The following is a 17,296-nucleotide window of genomic DNA, read 5'->3' as shown; positions in this document are numbered from 1 at the left end:
ACGTCCGGACGCGTGGAGTCACCCGGCCGGCCCGACTGGTCTCCACACCTAGCGATGGTGCGAGCGCCTCGTTTCACCGGCAGCCGTCCGCCGTGTCGACGGAGTTAACAGGACCGCCGCCCTGTTACGGCGATGTGTCTACACGGCAACGGATTTCGTCGTCACCGCTGCGTCCCACCCCACGGGCGGGTCAGCCGTGCACGGTGGGCCAGGGCTGCGCCTGCTCGAGCTCGAAGGCCAGTTCGAGCAGGCGCCGCTCCTGACCTCGTCCGGCGGCGAACATCATCCCGACCGGCAGCCCGGATGCCGACTCGGCCAGCGGCAACGAGATCGCCGGCTCCCCGGTCGCATTCTGCAACGGGGTGAACGCGACCCAGTCGATGAGCCGGTCGATGATCTGCTGATAGTCCGAGGTCGGGTCGAGATAACCGATGCGCGGCGTGACATCGGCCAGCGTCGGCGTCAGCATCACGTCGAAATCCGAAGTCAGTCGCGACGTGATCCGGTGCGTGCGGGCCAACCGTGTCACCGCAGCCGGCAACCTGTGCAGACGGCGCGCGGCGTGGCGCTCCAGACCGAGCGTGAGGTTGTCGAGGCGGTCGCGCTGGAAGCTCTCCCCGAAGGTGCGCCGCCCACCCCGCACCAAGGCGAACGCCAGAAACGACCAGTAGAGCAGGAAGTCGTCCATGAACCGGCGCGGCACCGGATTGTCGATCGTCGTGACCCGGTGACCGAGCCGTTCCAGCAGCGTGGCTGTCTTGCGCGTCAGCTCGGCGACCTCGGGGTCGGCTTCGCGGGCAATGGACCGGGTGCACACCGCGATGCGAAGCCGCTCTGCGCTCGGGCCGGTGACGTCGCCGACGGGGGGCAGTTTGGCCGCGGCATGCACCCGTTCCATCTCCCGGTAGAAGGCCGCCGTGTCACGCACCGTGCGGGTCACCACCCCGTTGTGCACGATGCGCAACGGCATCTGACGCATGTTGGCGTCCAGCGGGAGCCGTCCCCGGGTGGGTTTGAGCCCGACCAGTCCGTTGCAGGCTGCCGGGATCCTGATCGACCCGCCCCCGTCGTTGGCGTGGGCGATGGGCACCACACCGGCGGCGACGAAAGCCCCCGAGCCCGACGACGAGGCGCCGGCGGTGTGCTCGGTGTGCCACGGGTTGCGCACCGGCCCCAGCCGGGGGTGCTCCGCCGACGCGCTGAAGCCGAACTCCGAGAGCATCGTCTTGCCCAGCGGCACCAGCCCGGTGGCCAGATAAGCCCGGGCGAAGTCGCCGTCGTCGGCCGCCGGACGCGGGTCCCACGCGTCGGTGCCCTCCATGGTCGGCATCCCGGCGACCGCCACGTTGTCCTTGATGAAAGTCGGTACTCCGTCGAAGAATCCACCGTAGGGCGCGGGGAGCCGGACGCGGGCCCTGGCGCGGTCGTAGGCCTCGTAGGCCAGTCCGTTCAGCGCCGGGTTCACCGCTTCGGTGCGGGCGATGGCGGCCTCGATGACCTCGGCGGCCGACACCGCCCCCGCCTGCAGGGCGTCCACCAGACCGATGGCGTCGAGCTCGCCCATGGCGTCGTCGGCAAATGCGCTGATGCGATCCATGGCCCGACGGTACCAGGGCGTACCGCGGCTCGGTGGGGGGTCACCGGCAAAGCCCGCCACCCTCCCGCCGAAAAAGGTCCCCGCACACCCTGGGGTGTGCGGGGACCTGTGCGCCTGATCGCGGGGACTACGCCTGGCCGACCTCGAAGCGGACGAACCGGGTCACGGTCACGCCGGCCTCGTCGAGCAGGGCCTTGACCGTCTTCTTGTTGTCGGACACCGACGGCTGATCGAGCAGCACGACGTCCTTGTAGAAGCCGTTCACCCGACCCTCGACGATCTTGGGCAGCGCCTGTTCGGGCTTGCCCTCCTCCTTGGCGGTCTGCTCGGCGATGCGCCGCTCGTTGGCGACGATGTCCTCCGGCACGTCCGCACGGGTGAGGTAGCGGGCCTTCAGAGCAGCGATCTGCAGAGCGACGGCGTGGGCGGCCTCTTTGTCCGAACCCTCGTACTCGACGAGCACACCGACCGCAGGCGGCAGGTCGGCGGCACGCTTGTGCAGGTAGGTCTCCACCGTGCCGTCGAAGAACGCCACCCGCCGAAGCTCGAGCTTCTCGCCGATCTTCGCCGACAGATCGGCGATGGTCTGCTCGACGGTGGTGTCGCCCACTTTGGCAGCCTTGAGCGCGTCCAGGTCGGTGGCCTTGGCCGCCGCGGCGGCCGCCACGATCTGGTCGGCCACGGTCTGGAACTCGGCGTTCTTGGCGACGAAGTCCGTCTCGGAGTTCAGCTCGATGAGCGCGCCGTCCTTGGCTGCGACCAGGCCCTCGGCAGTGGCACGCTCGGCACGCTTGCCGACGTCCTTGGCACCCTTGATACGCAGCAGTTCGACAGCCTTGTCGAAGTCGCCGCCGGCCTCGACCAGGGCGTTCTTCGAGTCCATCATTCCGGCACCGGTCAGCTCCCGGAGGCGCTTGACGTCGGCAGCGGTGTAGTTAGCCATTTCAGCCTTTCGCGACGAGGTTCGATTAGGAAGTGGTTGCGGCCTCGTCCGACGCGGCGTCGGGTGCGGACGTGGTCGCGCCCGCGAGCAGCTCCTGCTCCCACTCGGCGAGCGGTTCGGCGGATTCGGCCTCGGCCTTGTCCGCACCGGAGCCGGCGCCGGCGCGGGCCTGCAGGCCCTCGGCGACCGCGGAGGCGATCACCTTGGTCAGGAGTGCGGCCGAGCGGATGGCGTCGTCGTTGCCCGGGATCGGGTAGTCGACGAGGTCGGGGTCACAGTTGGTGTCCAGGATCGCGATCACCGGGATGCCCAGCTTGCGGGCCTCTCCGACGGCGATGTGCTCCTTGTTGGTGTCGACGACCCACACCGCGCTGGGCACCTTCTGCATGTCGCGGATACCGCCGAGCGACCGCTCGAGCTTGTTCTTCTCGCGGGTCAGCATCAGGATTTCCTTCTTGGTGCGACCCTCGAAGCCACCGGTCTGCTCCATGGCCTCGAGCTCCTTGAGCCGCTGCAGGCGCTTGTGCACGGTGGAGAAGTTGGTCAGCATGCCGCCCAGCCAGCGCTGGTTGACATAGGGCATGCCCACCCGGGTGGCCTCTTCGGCGATGGATTCCTGGGCCTGCTTCTTGGTGCCGACGAACATGATCGAGCCGCCGTGCGCGACGGTCTCCTTGACGAACTCGTACGCCTTGTCGATGTAGGTCAGCGTCTGCTGCAGGTCGATGATGTAGATGCCATTGCGGTCGGTGAAGATGAACCGCTTCATCTTGGGGTTCCAGCGACGGGTCTGGTGCCCGAAGTGGGTGCCGCTGTCGAGCAGCTGCTTCATGGTTACAACAGCCATGGTTGTGCTTTACCTTCAGTTGTCGGTTGTCGTCCGGCATCGGGTGAGCCGGACCCTGGCGCCTGCTTCGATGCCGGACCCGACCTGGGGACGGGACCGCCCGGCATGCGAGGTAACGAACCATTGGGTTCGTGCCGCTGACGCGCGAAGTCAACCCGCGCAAGCGAGTTGCGGTTAGCAGTTTACACGCTGTAACAGGGTGCTTTGACCACCGATGACCAGCGCATCCGGGTTGTCCACAGGGTCGGCACTTCGCCCTGGCGCGCACCGCTGCCGACCCGCTGAACTGGGCTGATGCGAATTCTGACGCTCGCGGGTGTGGCACTGATGCTGTCGGTCGCACCGGCCTGGGGCGACGGCGCACGCCTCGAGTGGCCGCTGCGGCCACGACCGGCACTGCTACGGGTGTTCGACGCGCCGTCCCCGAACTGGCACCGCGGCCACCGCGGCGTGGACCTGGCGGCCACCGCCGGACAGCCGGTGTATGCGGCCGCCGCCGGCACCGTGGTGTTCGCCGGGCAGCTCGCCGACCGGCCGCTGGTGTCGATCGCGCATGCCGGCGGCCTGCGCACCAGCTATGAGCCGGTCGACCCGGCCGTGCGGCGGGGACAGACGGTCGGTGCCGGAACGGTGCTCGGGGTGGTCATCCCCGGTCACCCCGGCTGCGCGGCGCCGGCGTGCCTGCACTGGGGCGCGATGTGGGGGCCGGCCGCGCGGGCCGACTATGTGGACCCGGTCGGGCTGCTGGCCACCACGCCGATCCGGCTCAAGCCGGTCGCCTGAGCACCTGTGGGCGTCACGCCCGCGGGTGGGCCTGTTCGTGCACCGCACGCAGCCGCGCCACGCTGACGTGGGTGTAGAGCTGAGTGGTCGCCAGCGAGGAATGACCCAGCAGCTCCTGGACCACGCGCAGGTCGGCCCCGCCTTCGAGCAGGTGGGTGGCCGCGCTGTGACGCAACCCGTGCGGAGCCAGGTCGGGTGCGCCGGGCACCGACGCCATGGTCTGGTGCACCACGGTGCGCGCCTGGCGGGGGTCCAGCCGGCGGCCACGCACACCCAGCAGCAGCGCGGGGCCGGACTGCCCGGTCACCAGCTCCGGGCGCCCCTGGGCCAGCCACGCCGACAGCGCGGCCTGCGCGGGTTCGCCGTAGGGCACGGTGCGTTGCTTGTTGCCCTTGCCCAGCACCTGCAGCACCCGGCGGGACTGGTCGACGTCGTCGATGTCGAGGCCGCACAGCTCGCTGACCCGGATACCGGTGGCGTAGAGCATCTCCACGATCAACAGATCCCGCAATGCCAGCGGATCGCCTTGCTGTGCACCGGACTCCGCGGCGCCCAGGGCTTGCGCGGCCTGTTCGGGCCGCAGCACCGACGGCAGCGTGCGCCCGGCCTTGGGCACCTGCAGGCGAGCGGCGGGATCCTCGGCGAGCAGGCCGAGGCGCACCGCCCACGCGGTGAACGTCTTGACCGCCGAGGTGCGGCGGGCCAACGTGGCGCGCGCGGTCCCGGCGGAGGCCTGGGCGGCCAGCCAGGACCTCAGCACCGGCAGGTTCAGGCTCTCCGGCCCGGCTTCGGGGTTGCGCTCGGCCAGGAACGCGAACAACGAGCGCAGGTCACCGAGGTAGGCGCGGCGGGTGTGCTCGGAGCGGCCCCGCTGCAGTGCGAGGTATTCGTCGAACTCCTCCAGGAAGGCCTCCACCGGCCCACCGTCGCAGACCGCGGCGGTGGCGGTCAGGTGACGCGCCGCAGCGTTTCCGGAGTGAGATCGGCCAGCGTCGGATAGCCGTCGACCGCCATGGTCAGGTCCGCCTCGGCCAGCAGCGAGCGCAACACGTGCACCAGGCCGTCTTCCCCGCCGATGGCCAGCCCGTAGGCGTACGGACGGCCGATGCCCACCGCGGTGGCCCCCAGCGCGAGGGCTTTGACGATGTCGGTGCCGCTGCGCACACCCGAGTCGAACAGCACGGGCAGACCGTCGGCCGCCTCCACCACGCCGGGCAGGCAGTCGATGGCGGGCAGTCCACCGTTGGCCTGGCGTCCGCCGTGGGTGGAGCAGTAGATGCCGTCGACCCCGCCGTCGCGGGCCCGCCGGACGTCGTCGGGGTGGCAGATGCCTTTGAGAACCAGCGGAAGATCGGTCAGCGAACGCAGCCACGGAAGGTCGTCCCAGGTCAGCGGGTTGCCGAAGAGCTGCACCCAGTTCATGACGGTGGCCGCCATGTTCTCTTCGGGAGGCTGGTCCAGCGCGGCGCGGAAGACCGGGTCGCTGGTGTAGTTGGCCAGGCAGCGTCCCCGCAGCTGCGGGAAGTTGGACATGGACAGGTCGCGGGGCCGCCAGCCCGGGATCCAGGTGTCCAGAGTCACCATGATCGCCTTGTATCCGGCCGCTTCGGCGCGGGACACGAGGCTGGCGGCCAGGTCGCGATCGGTCGGGGTGTAGAGCTGGAAAAATCCTGGTGTGTCACCGAATTCGGCCGCGATGTCCTCGAGCGGGTCTTCGGTCAGGGTGGACACCGCCAGCGGGACGCCGGTGCGGGCGGCCGCACGGGCCGCAAGCAGGTCGCCGTGGCCGCCTTGGGCGCACAGCCCGATCACGCCGACCGGGGCCATGAAGATCGGCGACGGCAGGGTCATGCCGAACAGCTCGACGGACAGGTCGCGGTCGGTGGCGCCGACGAGCATCCGTGGCATCAGACCCCATCGATCGAATGCGGTGCGGTTGGCGCGCTGGGTGTTCTCGTCTCCGGCGCCACCGGCCACGTAGGACCAGATCGACGGGGGCATGGCCACCTCGGCCTTGGCCTCCCAGCCCGCGTAGTCCATCGGCAGTGTCGGCAGCACCCCGGACAGGCCCTGCAGATAGATCTCGAGTTGGTAGTTACCGAAAGACATGGCCCCAGCGTGCCATCGGCACCGGGTGCGGCAGGGCTATTTCGACTCCGCCTTGGCCAGTTCCTGTTTCCACTGCCGGAACGTCTCCTCGGTGCGGCCGCGCCGCCAGTAGCCGGAGATCGAGGACGCCCACTTGGCGTCGACGCCGCGTTCCTTACGGATGTAGGGCCGCAGGTTGTGCATCACGGTCTGGGCTTCGCCGTGGATGAAGACCTGGACCTGGCCGGGCAGCCAGGCCGCCTCCTTGACCGCCGCGATCAGCGGCGCGTGGTCGCCGGCGCTGTCTTCGGCAACCAGGTCGGCGCGGCCGCCACGGTAGATCCAGAACACCTCGACCCCGGCCGGCGCGGTCAGTTCCACCTGGTCTTCGGGCCCGGCCACCTCGATGAACGCCTTGCCCACCGCGTCGTCGGGCAGTGCCTCCAGCGCGGCGCTGATGGCGGGGATCGCCGCCTCGTCACCGGCGAGCAGGTGCCAGTCGGCCGACGGGTCGGGCGAGTATGCGCCGCTGGGGCCCATTACGAAGATCCGCTGTCCCGGGGTGGCCGAGGCGGCCCACGGTCCGGCCACGCCGTGCTCGCCGTGCACGACGAAGTCGATGGTGATCTCACGGCGCGCCACGTCGGCGTGCCGCACGGTGTAGGTGCGCACCGTCGGCCGCTGGTCCGGCGGCAGGGTGTTGAAGCTGTCGAGGGTCAGCGGTCGCGCCAGCCCGGTGATGTCGACGTCGTCGCCGACGAACACCAGCTTCACATACGAGTCGGTGTAGTTGTTCGGGGTGAACGTGTCGAACCCCGTTCCCTTCGCTGAACCGCCGAGCACCACCCGCACCACATGCGGGGTGAGCTGCTCGGTACGCACCACCTCGAAGGTGTGCACGGGACGTCCTGCCACTTCATGTCCTTTGCGCTGGAGTTGACCTGTTCGACTATACGAGCGCGATTCCGGTCGCAGGGCCTCAGCATCTGGTCAGCCTTTGGCCAGCTGCCAGCGGCCGTCGGCCTGTCTCACCAGACCTCGCACGTCGAGCATGGTCAGCGGGCCCAACACCTCGGTGACCGGTAGACCGGCTGTGACGGCAATCTCGTCGATGGTGCGGCTGCCGCGCCGGGGCAGCGCCTCGTAGACCGACAGTTCGGTGTCGTCGAGCAGGTCGATGTCGGTGACAGGGCGTGCGAGCTCCGGGGCGATCTCACCCATCCGCCCGGCCAGTTCGACGATGTCGGCCGCTCGGGTGATCACCGCGGCCCGCTGGGCGGCGAGCAACGCGTGGCAGCCGACCGAGGACGCCGAGGTGACCGGCCCGGGTACCGCGCCGACCGGCCGTCCCAGCGCGTCAGCCCATCCGGCGGTGTTCGCCGCACCGCTGCGCACCCCGGCCTCGACCACGACCGTGGCCCGGCTCAGTGCGGCGACGAGGCGGTTGCGCGACAGGAACTGCCGGCGGGTCGGCCGCACCCCAGGCGGGTACTCGCTGACCACCACGCCGTGGCGGCCGACCCGGTGCAGCAGCGCCGAGTGCCCGGACGGATAGGGCACGTCGATGCCGCAGGCGAGCACCGCGGCGGTCAGCCCCTCGACGGCCAGCGTCGCCCGGTGCGCGGCTCCGTCGATGCCGTAGGCGCCGCCGGAGACGACGGCGACGTCACGCTCGACCAGGCCCACTGCCAGGTCCCCGGCGACGTGCTCACCGTAGGCAGATGCCGCGCGGGTCCCGACCAGCGCCGCGGAGCGCTCGGCGACGTCGACCAGCGATGCCGGCCCGACCACCCACAGCACCGCCGGCGGATGACCCTGGGGTCTGCGTTGCTTGTCCACGTGGTCGAACCCGGCGAACGCGACGCCGGGCCACTCCTGGCCGCCGGCGACCATCAGCCGGCCACCCAGCCGGTCCAGGGTCTCTAGATCTTTTCGTGCACAGTCCATCTCACGGCGCGCCGAAGTGGCGCGCTGCAGCGGCTGGCTTTCCAGGTCGCCACGCCGGATGCGCTCGGCTGCCTCGACCGGCCCGACCAGGTCAGCCAGTTCGGCCAGGTGCGGATTGGGCGGTTCGGCGACCCGGGACAGATAGGCCCAGGCACGGCGGGTCTGTTCGTCCATCAGTGCGGGCCCGCCTGTCGGAAGGACAGTGCTTTGGTGACGTCCTCGGTGCTGGGTGAGGTGCGCCCGGCCAGGTCGCACAATGTCCAGGCGACCCGCACGGTGCGGTCGACGCCCCGGATGCTCAGCGCCCCGCGGTCGACGGCTGTGCGCAGCGGAGCCATCGCGGCCGCACAGGGACGGAACCGGCGCCGCAGCAGCGCTCCGCTCACCTCGGCGTTGGTGCTGATGCCGTAGGGCCGCCAGCGTTCCTCGGCAGCCAGTCGGGCCGACCAGACCCGCTGGCGCACCGCCGATGTCGACTCGCCGTCCTCGGTGATGAACGAACCCGCCCGCGAGGCGTGCATCTCGACGCGAAGATCCACCCGGTCGAGCAACGGCCCGGACAGCCGGGTGCGGTAGCGGCGTCTGTCGGCGGCCCCGCAGACGCAATCGCGCGGGTCCGGTGGCGCGCAGGGACACAGGTTTGCCGCGAGCACGAGCTGGAAACGGGACGGATACCGGGCGACCCCGTCGCGCCGGGCCAGCTGGATTTCACCGTCCTCGAGCGGTGTGCGCATCGCCTCCAACGCCCTGGCGTTGATCTCGGCGAACTCGTCGAGGAACAACACGCCGCGGTGGGCTCGGCTGACCGCGCCGGGGCGTGCCAGCCCGCTTCCACCGCCGACGAGTGCGGCCACGCTGGAGGTGTGGTGTGGCGCGACGAAGGGCGGGCGGGTGATCAGCGGGGCCTCGCCGGTCAGCAGCCCGGCCACCGAGTGGATCGCGGTGACCTCCAGCGACTCCGCCGGCGAGAGATCCGGCAGCAGACTGGGGAGTCGCTGGGCCAGCATCGTCTTGCCCACTCCCGGCGGACCGGTCATGACGATGTTGTGGGCGCCCGCCGCGGCCACTTCGATCGCGTAACGCGCCGGCGTCTGACCGACGACGTCGGCCAGATCCATGTCTCTGCTCGTCGACACCGGCGGGTTGTCGATACGCGGTTGCAGGTCCTGGTTGCCGGCCAGCCACGACCACAGCTGGTGCAGGGTGTGCACCCCGAACACCTCGACGCCACCCACCAGGCTGGCCTCGGCCAGGTTGTCCACCGGCACGACGACCGCCTGCCAGCCCTGCTTCGCGGCGGCGAGCACCGCGGGCAACACCCCGTTGACCGGACGCACCCGCCCGTCGAGGGCGAGTTCGCCGAGCAGGACGGTCTTCTCCAGCCGCGGCCAGCTCTTCTTGTCCTGCGCCGAGAGCACGACGGTGGCCAGCGCGAGGTCGTACATCGATCCGGTCTTCGGCAGCGTCGCCGGCGACAGCGCCAGGGTCAGCCGGGCCATCGGCCATTCGAACCCGGCGTTGGTGATCGCCGCGCGCACCCGGTCCCGCGATTCCTGCAGCGCGGCATCGGGCAACCCGACCAGATGCACCCCGGGCAGACCGGAGGTGATGTCGGCCTCGATCTCGACGATCTGACCGTCCACCCCGCGCATCCCCACCGAGAAGGCTCTGCCCAGCGCCATCACGACACCCCCTGGATGTGGGTGAGCTCGGGAGCGGGCCGGCGGCCCAGCCGGATCGTGACCACGTCGATGCGCACCGCGGCCCAGCGGGTGTCCTGCTGGGCCAGCCACAGGCCGGCCAGCCGGCGCAGCCGCCTGACCTTGGCCGGGGTCACCGCCTGCTCGACACCGCCGAACCGGTCACCGGTGCGGGTCTTCACCTCGACGAACACCGCGGTGCCGGTGGCGTCGTGGGCGGCGACCACGTCCAGTTCGCCGTAGCGGCAGCGCCAGTTGCGGGCCAGCACCCGCAGCCCCTGCTGCTGCAGATAGTCAACGGCCAGTTGCTCACCCAACGCGCCGATCTCGGCGCGGCGATCCGTTGTGCTCATGGGCTCACCGTGCGGCGCGGCCCCGACAGGTCGGTGCCCGGTCGCAGCATCGCTCCCCAAACCGGGGTTCATCCCCAGATCCAGCCGAGATACGCGGTTTCGGCATCGTCAACCGCGGGGTATGCCGCTGCCATCGTCGATCGGGAGGACCGCATGGCCACCAGAACCGGATCCGGCTCGGTACCGGACTCACTGCACAGCGCGGCAGACCGTGCCACCGACAGCAACGCGTTCGAGAACACCGCGCGGGTGGGTTTCGCCGCCAGCGGCATCCTGCACCTGCTGCTCGGCTACATCGTGCTGCAGCTCGCCGTCGGCGGCGGCGGTGGCAACGCCGACCAATCCGGCGCCCTGGCCACGCTGGCCGGCCAGCCCGGCGGCACCTTCGTGTTGTGGGCTGCCGCAATCGGATTGGCCGCACTGGGACTCTGGCGGCTGGCCGAGGCGCTGCTGGGCTCGAAACCGGGTGAGAAGAGCGGCGGGGACGACAATGCGTGGTGGGATCGGGCCAAATCGCTGGCGCTGGCCGTCGTCAGCTTCGGGATCGCGTTGTCGGCGGCGCGCTTCGCCATGGGCGGCGGCACCTCCGACAGCCGGCAGAACGCGGGCCTGTCGGCCCAGCTGATGCAGTCCGGCTGGGGCAAGGCGGTGCTCATCGTGGTCGGCCTCGGCATCGCCGCGGTCGGCGGCTACCACGTCTACAAGGGGGTGGCACGCAAGTTCCTCGACGAATTGCGGGTCTCCGGCGGCACGGCGATCGTCGCCTCCGGAGTGGCGGGCTACACCGCCAAGGGAGTCGTGCTCGGCGGCGCCGGGCTCCTGGTGATCGTCGCGACGCTGCAGGCCGACCCGTCGAAGGCCAGCGGGCTCGACGCGGCGATCAAGACGCTCGGCCAGGCGCCGTTCGGGAAGTTCCTGTTGATCCTCGCGGCCCTCGGAATCGCCGCGTTCGGCATCTACAGCTTCGTACGCAGCCGCTACGGACGGATGTGATCGGCTGCGCGAGTTCGTCACTCGCGCTCGGCGATGAGCCCCTCCTGGACGAGGGTGGCCGCGATCTCGCCGTCGGCGCCGATCAGGCTGGCGGAGACGACCCCGCGGCCCCGGCCCGCCGCCGGCGAGCGGCATTCCAGCAGGTTCCACCGGTCGGCCCGGATCCGGCGGTGGAACCAGACCGAGGAATCGGTGGTGCCGCTGCGGTGGCTGCGCGAGCGCATCGAGTGCCCGTGCACCTGCAACGCCGGATCGATCAGGTACACGTCGGTGACGTAGACCGCGACCAGGCTGTGCCACAACGGGTCTGCGGGAACGTCGACCTTCGTCCGCCACCACAGTCGGCGCACGAACCCGGTGTCGTCGGCGTCGTCGACGAACCTGATGTCGAGTTCGTCGAGCGGCATCGACGGCGCCGGCCCGGCCGGCCCGGTCTCGGGTAGCGACGCCGGATCGTGCGGCAGCCGGCGCTGACCGTGTTCGGGGCCGGGAAGCGCGGCGGCGAAGGAGACCGTGGCGGTCGTCAACAGTCTGTCGCCCTGGTGCGATTCGACCCGGCGGGAGGCGGCGGTGCGGCCGTCGTAGACCCGCTCGACGCGGTAGTCGACGGGTTCGCCGGCGTCACCGCCGCGCAGGAACTGCAGGTGCATGACGGTCGGCGCCTTCACCGGGTCCACCGTGCGGCTGGCCGCGGCCAGGCACTGGGCCATCAGCTGACCGCCGTAGGCCCGCTTGCCGGCCGGGCCGCTGGCCCGGCCGCGCCAGGTGTCAGAACCGGCGTCGGTGACGTCGAGCAGGTCGAGCAGCACGCTCACGCCACGGTGCCCGACCCGAGCAGTTCCTCGATCTCCCCGCCGTCCAGCGACAGCCATTCACCGAGCACGGCCGCGGTGTCGTCACCCAGGGCCGGGGCGGCGACCGCCGCGGGATAGGTGCCGTCGATCGACAGCGGCAGGCCCGCAGCGAGATAGCGCCCGACACCCGGCTGATCGAGCTCGGTGAACAGCGGGTTGTCGGTGACCCGGGGGTCGACGGAGGCCTGCGCGAAACTCTGGTAGCGCTCCCACAGCACCGAGGTCGCCGCCAGCGCCGTGGCGACCTCGGCACCGGTGTGTGTGCCGAACCATTCGCCGAACAGTCCCGACAGCGCGTCGCGGTGCCGGAACCGCTCCCCTTCGTCGGTGAAGTCCGCCCCCAGCGACTCCGCCAGTGCGGCAACGGCTTGCTCGGTTCCGGTCATGGCGGTCAGATCGCGGAAGTGCCGCCCGGTCAGCGCGACGACCATGAAGGCGACGCCGTCGCTGCTGGTGAAGTTCTGCCCGTAGGTGCCGTAGACCGCGTTGCCGATGCGTTCCCGCGAGGTGCCGTTGACCATCGACTCGGTCAGCAGGCTCAGGTTCCCGGCCGTGGCGAGCGCGACGTTCTCCAGCGGAATACCGATGTGCTGGCCGGCTCCGGTCGCGTCGCGGTGCCGCAGCGCGGTGACCACCGACAGCGCGGCGTAGATCCCGCAGGACACATCCCAGGCGGGCAACACATGGTTGACCGGGTCGGCCAGCCCGGCCGGCCCGGTGACCAACGGGAAACCGATGGCGGCGTTGATGGTGTAGTCGACGGCCGTGCCCCCGTCAGCCCGCCCGGACACCTCGACCTGGATCAGGTCGGGGCGAAGTCCCTTGAGGACCTCGTAGGAATGCCATTGCCGGCCGGCGGCATTGGTGATGAACACCCCGCTGTCACCGATCAACCGGGCGACCAGCTGCTGGCCCTGCTCGGAGCGCATGTCGACGGCCAGCGACCGCTTGCCCTTGTTCAGCCCGGCCCAGTAGATGCTGTCGCCGGCCTCGGTCAGCGGCCACCGGTGGTAGTCGGCGGCCCCGCCGATCGGGTCGACGCGCACCACCTCGGCGCCGAGCTGGGCCAGCGTCATCCCGGCCAGCGGTACCGCGACGAAACTGGAGATCTCGACGACTCTCACTCCGGCCAGGGGACGCATGGGGTCAGCGTTGACGGTCACCGGGTCAGTGTAGGAAACCCGGTTCCCCGCCGGGGACTGCGCTCAGCGGTCGGTCATCGCCATCTGTGCCTCGTTGTGGTGGTCTCCCACCGGTGGTGTCAGGTAGTCCAGTGTCTCGATCTGCTCGGCGGTCAGCTCGACGGCGTCGGCGGCGACGTTCTCCTCGACGCGGCCGACGCGATTGGTGCCCGGAATCGGAGCGATGCCGACGCCGAACCGGTTGCCTTTGGTCAACAGCCAGGCGATCGCGACCCGCGGGACCGGGCGACGAGATGGCCGAACTCTTCCAGCAGGTGATCTCGCCCCGGCGCGGTGAGGACAGACCGGCGCCGATCAGGGACTCGCCGGCAACCAGGTCCGCAGGATCGTCGCGAGCGCGACCGGCTGGTCGAGCTGGATGAGGTGACCCGCACCGGGCACCAGCGACAACCCGGCTCCCGGGATGGTCGCGGCCAGCCGCCGCGCAGCGTCGACCGGAATCCAGGTGTCCTCGGTCCCCCACACCACCTGCACCGGCAGATCCATACTCGGATAGCGGCTTTCGATCTGATCGGTGTAGACCTCGTCGGCCTGGGCTATCTGGCGATAGAACGCCGCCTGCCCGTCGTCTCCGGTCCACGGGTCGACCAGACCGTCGAGTTGGTCGGCGGTCAGGCCCACATGGCTGGCTCCGGACACATAGGCGCGCACCGCACCGTCGTGCACGGCGGCGGGCAGCGAGGCGAACACGTCGGCGTGGTCACGGACCAGCCGGAAGAACTCCGAGCCCCACGGAGACAGCGCGACGACGTCGACCAGGGCCAGGGATGCGTAGCGGGAGTCGTGCAGCAGATGGGCGCGCAGCGACACCGCGCCGCCGAAGTCGTGGGCGACGACATGCGGGGCGGGCCGGCCGTCGGATGCCAGCCCCCAGTGCGCCAACAGGTCGGCGAACAGCTCGCCCTGCACATCGAGGGAGACCCGGTGCTCGGCCCTCTTCGAGGACATCCCGTAGCCGGGCATGTCCCACAGGTACACCGTGAAGTCCTCGGCCAGCGCCTCGGCGAACGGCCGCCACAGCCACGACGACCACGGCGTGCCGTGGCAGAACACCACGGCCGGGCCCTGGCCGGCACGCCCCCACCGCACCTGCCGGCCACGCCAGTCGAAGACCTGGTCGAGTTCTGCCCGCCCGGCAGCCACCGTGCCGGCTACTCCGGCAACCGCAGCTCGGGCTTGTCCACCTCTTCGATGTTGACGTCCTTGAAGGTGATCACCCGGACCTGCTTGACGAAGCGCGCCGGACGGTACATGTCCCACACCCAGGCATCACCGAGGCGCAGCTCGAAGTACACCTCGCCGTCGGCGTTGCGCGGCACCATCTCCACGCTGTTGGCCAGGTAGAACCGCCGTTCGGTCTCGACGACGTAGCTGAACTGCCCGACGATGTCCTTGTACTCGCGGTAGAGCGAGAGCTCCATCTCGGTTTCGTACTTTTCGAGATCTTCGGCACTCATCGGCTCAGCTGTCCTTCATGTAGATCGGAGTCAGGCGGACTCCCCGTACATCGGAGTCCGTCGGATTCATCGGCCCAATCTTCCCGCACGCGAAGTCTGCATGCTCCCCGGGTTCCCCCTTCTCGGCGTGTTCTCCCGACACTTCTCCCGCTTGCAGGGCACCGTTGACCAGTCGCCGCACATTGATGAACGAATAGCGATGCTGCCGCGACGGTCCCAGCCGGTTCAGCGCGGCGCTGTGCGCACGGGTGCTGTACCCCTTGTGCTGGGCGAAACCGTAGCCGGGGTGTTCGTCGTCCATCGCGACCATCAACCGGTCCCGGCTGACCTTGGCCAGCACACTGGCCGCCGCGATGCAGGCCGCCGCGGCGTCACCGCTGATCACCGGCAGCGACGGCACCGGCAGGCCCGGCACCCGGAAACCGTCGGACAGCACATACCCGGGCCGCACCGACAGCCCGGCCACCGCCCGGCGCATGCCCTCGATGTTGGCCACGTGCACCCCCCGCCGGTCCACTTCCTCCGACGGGATGAACACCACGTGATAAGCCAGCGCATACCGCCGGATCACCGGGAACAGTCGTTCCCGCTCGCCCTCGTCGAGCTTCTTGGAGTCGTCGAGGGCCGCCAGGCTCCCCAACCGGTTGGGGCCGAGCACACAGGCCGCGACCACCAACGGCCCGGCACACGCCCCGCGCCCCACCTCGTCTACGCCGGCGACCGGGCCCAGACCGGCCCGGTAGAGCGCGGACTCGAAGGTGCGCAGGCCCGATGACCGGCGGATCACCGCTCTCGGGGGCCACGCAGCCGGCACGTGTCAGGGGCTCCTGTCAGGTCTGGGGGTTCACCGTGTCCACGCCTCCCCACCGGGACGGGGGCCAGGCGATGAACTGGGCCTTACCGATCACATTGTCCACCGGGATGGTGCCCGCCATCGGGTCACCGGTGCACATCAGGCCGCGCTGCGCGTCGGCGGGCTGGTTGGAGCAGTGCGTCCGGGAGTCGGCCGAGTGGGTGCGGTTGTCCCCCATCACCCACAGCCGGTTCTCGGGCACGGTCACCGGCCCGAACTCGGGTCCCAGGCACGGGTAGACCGCCGGATCGGCCATCATCGTGTTGGGGTCGAGGTAGGGCTCGTCGAGGCGCTTGCCGTCGACGGTCAGCCCGGTGTCGGCACGGCATTCGACCGTCTGTCCGCCGGTCGCGATGACACGTTTGACCAGGTCGTTCTCGTCCGGCGGCACGAACCCGACGAAGGACAGCGCATTCTGCAGCCACCGGATGGCGGTGTTGTCCGAGCGGATCGACTGGTAGCCGATGCTCCAGTTCGGCGGCCCCTTGAACACCACCACATCACCGGGCTCCGGCGAGCCGAACCGGTAGCTGAGCTTGTCGACCATGATGCGGTCACCCACGCAGCCGTTGCAGCCGTGCAGAGTCGGTTCCATCGACTCCGACGGAATCAGGTACGGCCGGGCGATGAACGTCAGCATCACGTAGTACAGCACCAGCGCGATGCTGACCAGGATGGCGAATTCGCGCAGCGCACCGCGCTTTTTCTTGGCAGGTTCCTGCTCGGTGCCGGAGTCCGGGTCCGCCGGATCAGCGGCAGCTTCGGCTGAAGTGGCGGGATCGGGATTCTCGATCGTGCGCTCGGGCGAGTCGTCGGGTTCGGAAGGTCCGGTCACGAGATCAGCGTAGCCAGCACCCCACCGGGCGCGGGGCACCCGGGCAGGGTCAGCGCTTTTCCTTGATCTTGGCCTTCTTGCCGCGCAGCTCACGCAGGTAGTAGAGCTTCGCACGACGAACGTCACCGCGGGTGACGACGTCGATGTGGTCGATGTTGGGCGAGTGCACCGGGAAGGTGCGCTCGACGCCGACGCCGTAGCTCTCCTTGCGCACGGTGAAGGTCTCGCGGGAGCCGCCGCCCTGACGGCGGATCACCACGCCCTTGAAGACCTGGATGCGCTCCTTGGAGCCCTCGATCACCTTCACGTGGACGCTGACGGTGTCGCCGGCGCCGAAGTCCGGGACATCGTCACGCAACGACGTCTGGTCGACGAAATCCAGCGTGTTCATCGGTCACACTTCCTTGCTGTTGGCGGCCCGTGACGCGCTCGGGACGAGCACGGCGGGCCGATGGTGTTCGGGCGTCTGGGGCGAGTCCGGCGGCGAAGCGACAACTACGGCGAGGCCGCCGCGGCATGTCGTCTCCGGCCATGCACAGACAACTGCCCAATTGTGCCAGACGGAGGCCCCATCCCCGAAATCCGGCTCCGGCCGCCCGGCGGGCAGCCCACCGCAGTGTCCTGGGCGACGTCTTCGGACCAGCGCAAAGTGGGTATCCGCCCGATATTCTAGGCATCCGGGCGCGCAACCATCGACGGAGCAGGATCGCGGCGCCTGGCCCCTGACACCCTTGGAGGTCCAGTGATCCGACGGCCGCGGCGGTTGGCGCGCACGGCCCACACCGCGATCGCGCTGGCCGGCGCCGCGGCCGTGCTGGCCGGGTGCGAGGCGACCGTGCACGGC

At 70.1% G+C, this 17,296-nt stretch carries 19 protein-coding genes; 2 read left to right on the top strand and 17 right to left on the bottom strand.

Features of this window, described 5'->3' with window-relative positions:
• Nucleotides 1–190 precede the first annotated feature (190 nt).
• The 3 genes from ACXAID_RS01285 to rpsB form a co-directional block, all read right to left on the bottom strand.
• Nucleotides 191–1,597 carry an amidase gene (locus ACXAID_RS01285; RefSeq protein ID WP_475020361.1) on the bottom strand — a complete coding sequence of 469 codons (1,407 nt, stop codon included), beginning with the start codon at nt 1,595–1,597 and terminating at the stop codon, nt 191–193.
• 127 nt (nt 1,598–1,724) lie between these two features.
• A complete protein-coding gene (tsf, locus tag ACXAID_RS01280) occupies nt 1,725–2,540 on the bottom strand; it encodes a translation elongation factor Ts (protein WP_475020360.1) in 816 nt (271 codons plus the stop codon).
• A 25-nt stretch (nt 2,541–2,565) separates the two neighbouring features.
• The gene (gene rpsB, locus ACXAID_RS01275) at nt 2,566–3,387 is read right to left on the bottom strand and encodes a 30S ribosomal protein S2 (RefSeq protein ID WP_475020359.1); all 822 of its coding nucleotides are present in this window, start codon (nt 3,385–3,387) and stop codon (nt 2,566–2,568) included.
• A 294-nt stretch (nt 3,388–3,681) separates the two neighbouring features.
• Here rpsB and ACXAID_RS01270 point away from each other — a divergent pair, with 294 nt between their 5' ends.
• A complete protein-coding gene (locus tag ACXAID_RS01270) occupies nt 3,682–4,170 on the top strand; it encodes a M23 family metallopeptidase (protein WP_475020358.1) in 489 nt (162 codons plus the stop codon).
• A 13-nt stretch (nt 4,171–4,183) separates the two neighbouring features.
• On the opposite strand, the gene ACXAID_RS01265 is transcribed toward ACXAID_RS01270, so the two are convergent.
• From ACXAID_RS01265 to ACXAID_RS01240, 6 genes are all read right to left on the bottom strand, one after another.
• Nucleotides 4,184–5,086 (bottom strand): tyrosine recombinase XerC, encoded by a 903-nt coding sequence (locus tag ACXAID_RS01265; protein WP_475020357.1) that lies wholly within the window; start codon nt 5,084–5,086, stop codon nt 4,184–4,186.
• Between the two features lie 32 nt (nt 5,087–5,118).
• Nucleotides 5,119–6,279, bottom strand: a complete 1,161-nt coding sequence (locus ACXAID_RS01260) for a lactate 2-monooxygenase (protein WP_475020356.1) — start codon at nt 6,277–6,279, stop codon at nt 5,119–5,121.
• 36 nt (nt 6,280–6,315) lie between these two features.
• Nucleotides 6,316–7,173, bottom strand: a complete 858-nt coding sequence (locus ACXAID_RS01255) for a siderophore-interacting protein (protein ID WP_475020355.1) — start codon at nt 7,171–7,173, stop codon at nt 6,316–6,318.
• Between the two features lie 75 nt (nt 7,174–7,248).
• Complete coding sequence (dprA, locus tag ACXAID_RS01250) at nt 7,249–8,379, bottom strand: DNA-processing protein DprA (protein ID WP_475020354.1); 1,131 nt, start codon at nt 8,377–8,379, stop codon at nt 7,249–7,251.
• Nucleotides 8,379–9,887: a YifB family Mg chelatase-like AAA ATPase gene (locus tag ACXAID_RS01245; protein ID WP_475020353.1), complete on the bottom strand. Its 1,509-nt coding sequence runs from the start codon at nt 9,885–9,887 to the stop codon at nt 8,379–8,381. Before ACXAID_RS01245 ends, dprA begins: the two co-directional genes overlap by 1 nt.
• Nucleotides 9,887–10,258 (bottom strand): YraN family protein, encoded by a 372-nt coding sequence (locus ACXAID_RS01240; protein ID WP_475020352.1) that lies wholly within the window; start codon nt 10,256–10,258, stop codon nt 9,887–9,889. The genes ACXAID_RS01245 and ACXAID_RS01240 overlap by 1 nt, the downstream gene beginning before the upstream one ends.
• 153 nt (nt 10,259–10,411) lie before the next feature.
• Here ACXAID_RS01240 and ACXAID_RS01235 point away from each other — a divergent pair, with 153 nt between their 5' ends.
• A complete protein-coding gene (locus tag ACXAID_RS01235; protein WP_475020351.1) occupies nt 10,412–11,251 on the top strand; it encodes a DUF1206 domain-containing protein in 840 nt (279 codons plus the stop codon).
• A 17-nt stretch (nt 11,252–11,268) separates the two neighbouring features.
• Here the strand turns inward: ACXAID_RS01235 and ACXAID_RS01230 are convergent, their stop codons facing one another.
• The 8 genes from ACXAID_RS01230 to rplS all read right to left on the bottom strand — a co-directional run bounded on the left by ACXAID_RS01230 (nt 11,269) and on the right by rplS (nt 16,843).
• Entirely contained in the window at nt 11,269–12,066 is a 798-nt protein-coding gene (locus ACXAID_RS01230; protein WP_475020350.1) for an acyl-CoA thioesterase, read from the bottom strand.
• Entirely contained in the window at nt 12,063–13,247 is a 1,185-nt protein-coding gene (locus ACXAID_RS01225; RefSeq protein WP_475020424.1) for a CoA transferase, read from the bottom strand. Before ACXAID_RS01225 ends, ACXAID_RS01230 begins: the two co-directional genes overlap by 4 nt.
• A 63-nt stretch (nt 13,248–13,310) precedes the next feature.
• Nucleotides 13,311–13,502, bottom strand: coding sequence for a hypothetical protein (locus ACXAID_RS01220; protein WP_475020349.1), 192 nt, complete (start codon nt 13,500–13,502; stop codon nt 13,311–13,313).
• Between the two features lie 99 nt (nt 13,503–13,601).
• Nucleotides 13,602–14,450, bottom strand: coding sequence for an alpha/beta fold hydrolase (locus ACXAID_RS01215; protein WP_475020348.1), 849 nt, complete (start codon nt 14,448–14,450; stop codon nt 13,602–13,604).
• A gap of 8 nt (nt 14,451–14,458) precedes the next feature.
• Complete coding sequence (locus ACXAID_RS01210) at nt 14,459–14,764, bottom strand: DUF2469 domain-containing protein (RefSeq protein ID WP_043407609.1); 306 nt, start codon at nt 14,762–14,764, stop codon at nt 14,459–14,461.
• A gap of 4 nt (nt 14,765–14,768) precedes the next feature.
• The gene (locus ACXAID_RS01205) at nt 14,769–15,578 is read right to left on the bottom strand and encodes a ribonuclease HII (protein ID WP_475020347.1); all 810 of its coding nucleotides are present in this window, start codon (nt 15,576–15,578) and stop codon (nt 14,769–14,771) included.
• A gap of 16 nt (nt 15,579–15,594) precedes the next feature.
• On the bottom strand, nt 15,595–16,452 hold the full coding sequence (gene lepB / locus ACXAID_RS01200; RefSeq protein WP_475020346.1) for a signal peptidase I: 858 nt from the start codon (nt 16,450–16,452) through the stop codon (nt 15,595–15,597).
• 49 nt (nt 16,453–16,501) lie between these two features.
• Nucleotides 16,502–16,843 (bottom strand): 50S ribosomal protein L19, encoded by a 342-nt coding sequence (gene rplS / locus ACXAID_RS01195; protein WP_475020345.1) that lies wholly within the window; start codon nt 16,841–16,843, stop codon nt 16,502–16,504.
• Nucleotides 16,844–17,296: the final 453 nt, after the last annotated feature.

This window comes from Mycobacterium sp. ABE4_509 (assembly GCF_056160785.1).
This window is presented reverse-complemented; position numbering and strand designations above follow the sequence as displayed.

What these genes read in the sequence shown, in the direction of transcription:
- ACXAID_RS01285 (WP_475020361.1), bottom strand. Translation starts at nt 1,597, where the DNA reads ATGGATCGCATCAGCGCATTTGCCGACGACGCCATGGGCGAGCTCGAC.
- tsf (WP_475020360.1), bottom strand. Translation starts at nt 2,540, where the DNA reads ATGGCTAACTACACCGCTGCCGACGTCAAGCGCCTCCGGGAGCTGACC.
- rpsB (WP_475020359.1), bottom strand. Translation starts at nt 3,387, where the DNA reads ATGGCTGTTGTAACCATGAAGCAGCTGCTCGACAGCGGCACCCACTTC.
- ACXAID_RS01270 (WP_475020358.1), top strand. Translation starts at nt 3,682, where the DNA reads ATGCGAATTCTGACGCTCGCGGGTGTGGCACTGATGCTGTCGGTCGCA.
- ACXAID_RS01260 (WP_475020356.1), bottom strand. Translation starts at nt 6,279, where the DNA reads ATGTCTTTCGGTAACTACCAACTCGAGATCTATCTGCAGGGCCTGTCC.
- dprA (WP_475020354.1), bottom strand. Translation starts at nt 8,379, where the DNA reads ATGGACGAACAGACCCGCCGTGCCTGGGCCTATCTGTCCCGGGTCGCC.
- ACXAID_RS01245 (WP_475020353.1), bottom strand. Translation starts at nt 9,887, where the DNA reads ATGGCGCTGGGCAGAGCCTTCTCGGTGGGGATGCGCGGGGTGGACGGT.
- ACXAID_RS01240 (WP_475020352.1), bottom strand. Translation starts at nt 10,258, where the DNA reads ATGAGCACAACGGATCGCCGCGCCGAGATCGGCGCGTTGGGTGAGCAA.
- ACXAID_RS01235 (WP_475020351.1), top strand. Translation starts at nt 10,412, where the DNA reads ATGGCCACCAGAACCGGATCCGGCTCGGTACCGGACTCACTGCACAGC.
- ACXAID_RS01225 (WP_475020424.1), bottom strand. Translation starts at nt 13,247, where the DNA reads ATGCGTCCCCTGGCCGGAGTGAGAGTCGTCGAGATCTCCAGTTTCGTC.
- ACXAID_RS01210 (WP_043407609.1), bottom strand. Translation starts at nt 14,764, where the DNA reads ATGAGTGCCGAAGATCTCGAAAAGTACGAAACCGAGATGGAGCTCTCG.
- rplS (WP_475020345.1), bottom strand. Translation starts at nt 16,843, where the DNA reads ATGAACACGCTGGATTTCGTCGACCAGACGTCGTTGCGTGACGATGTC.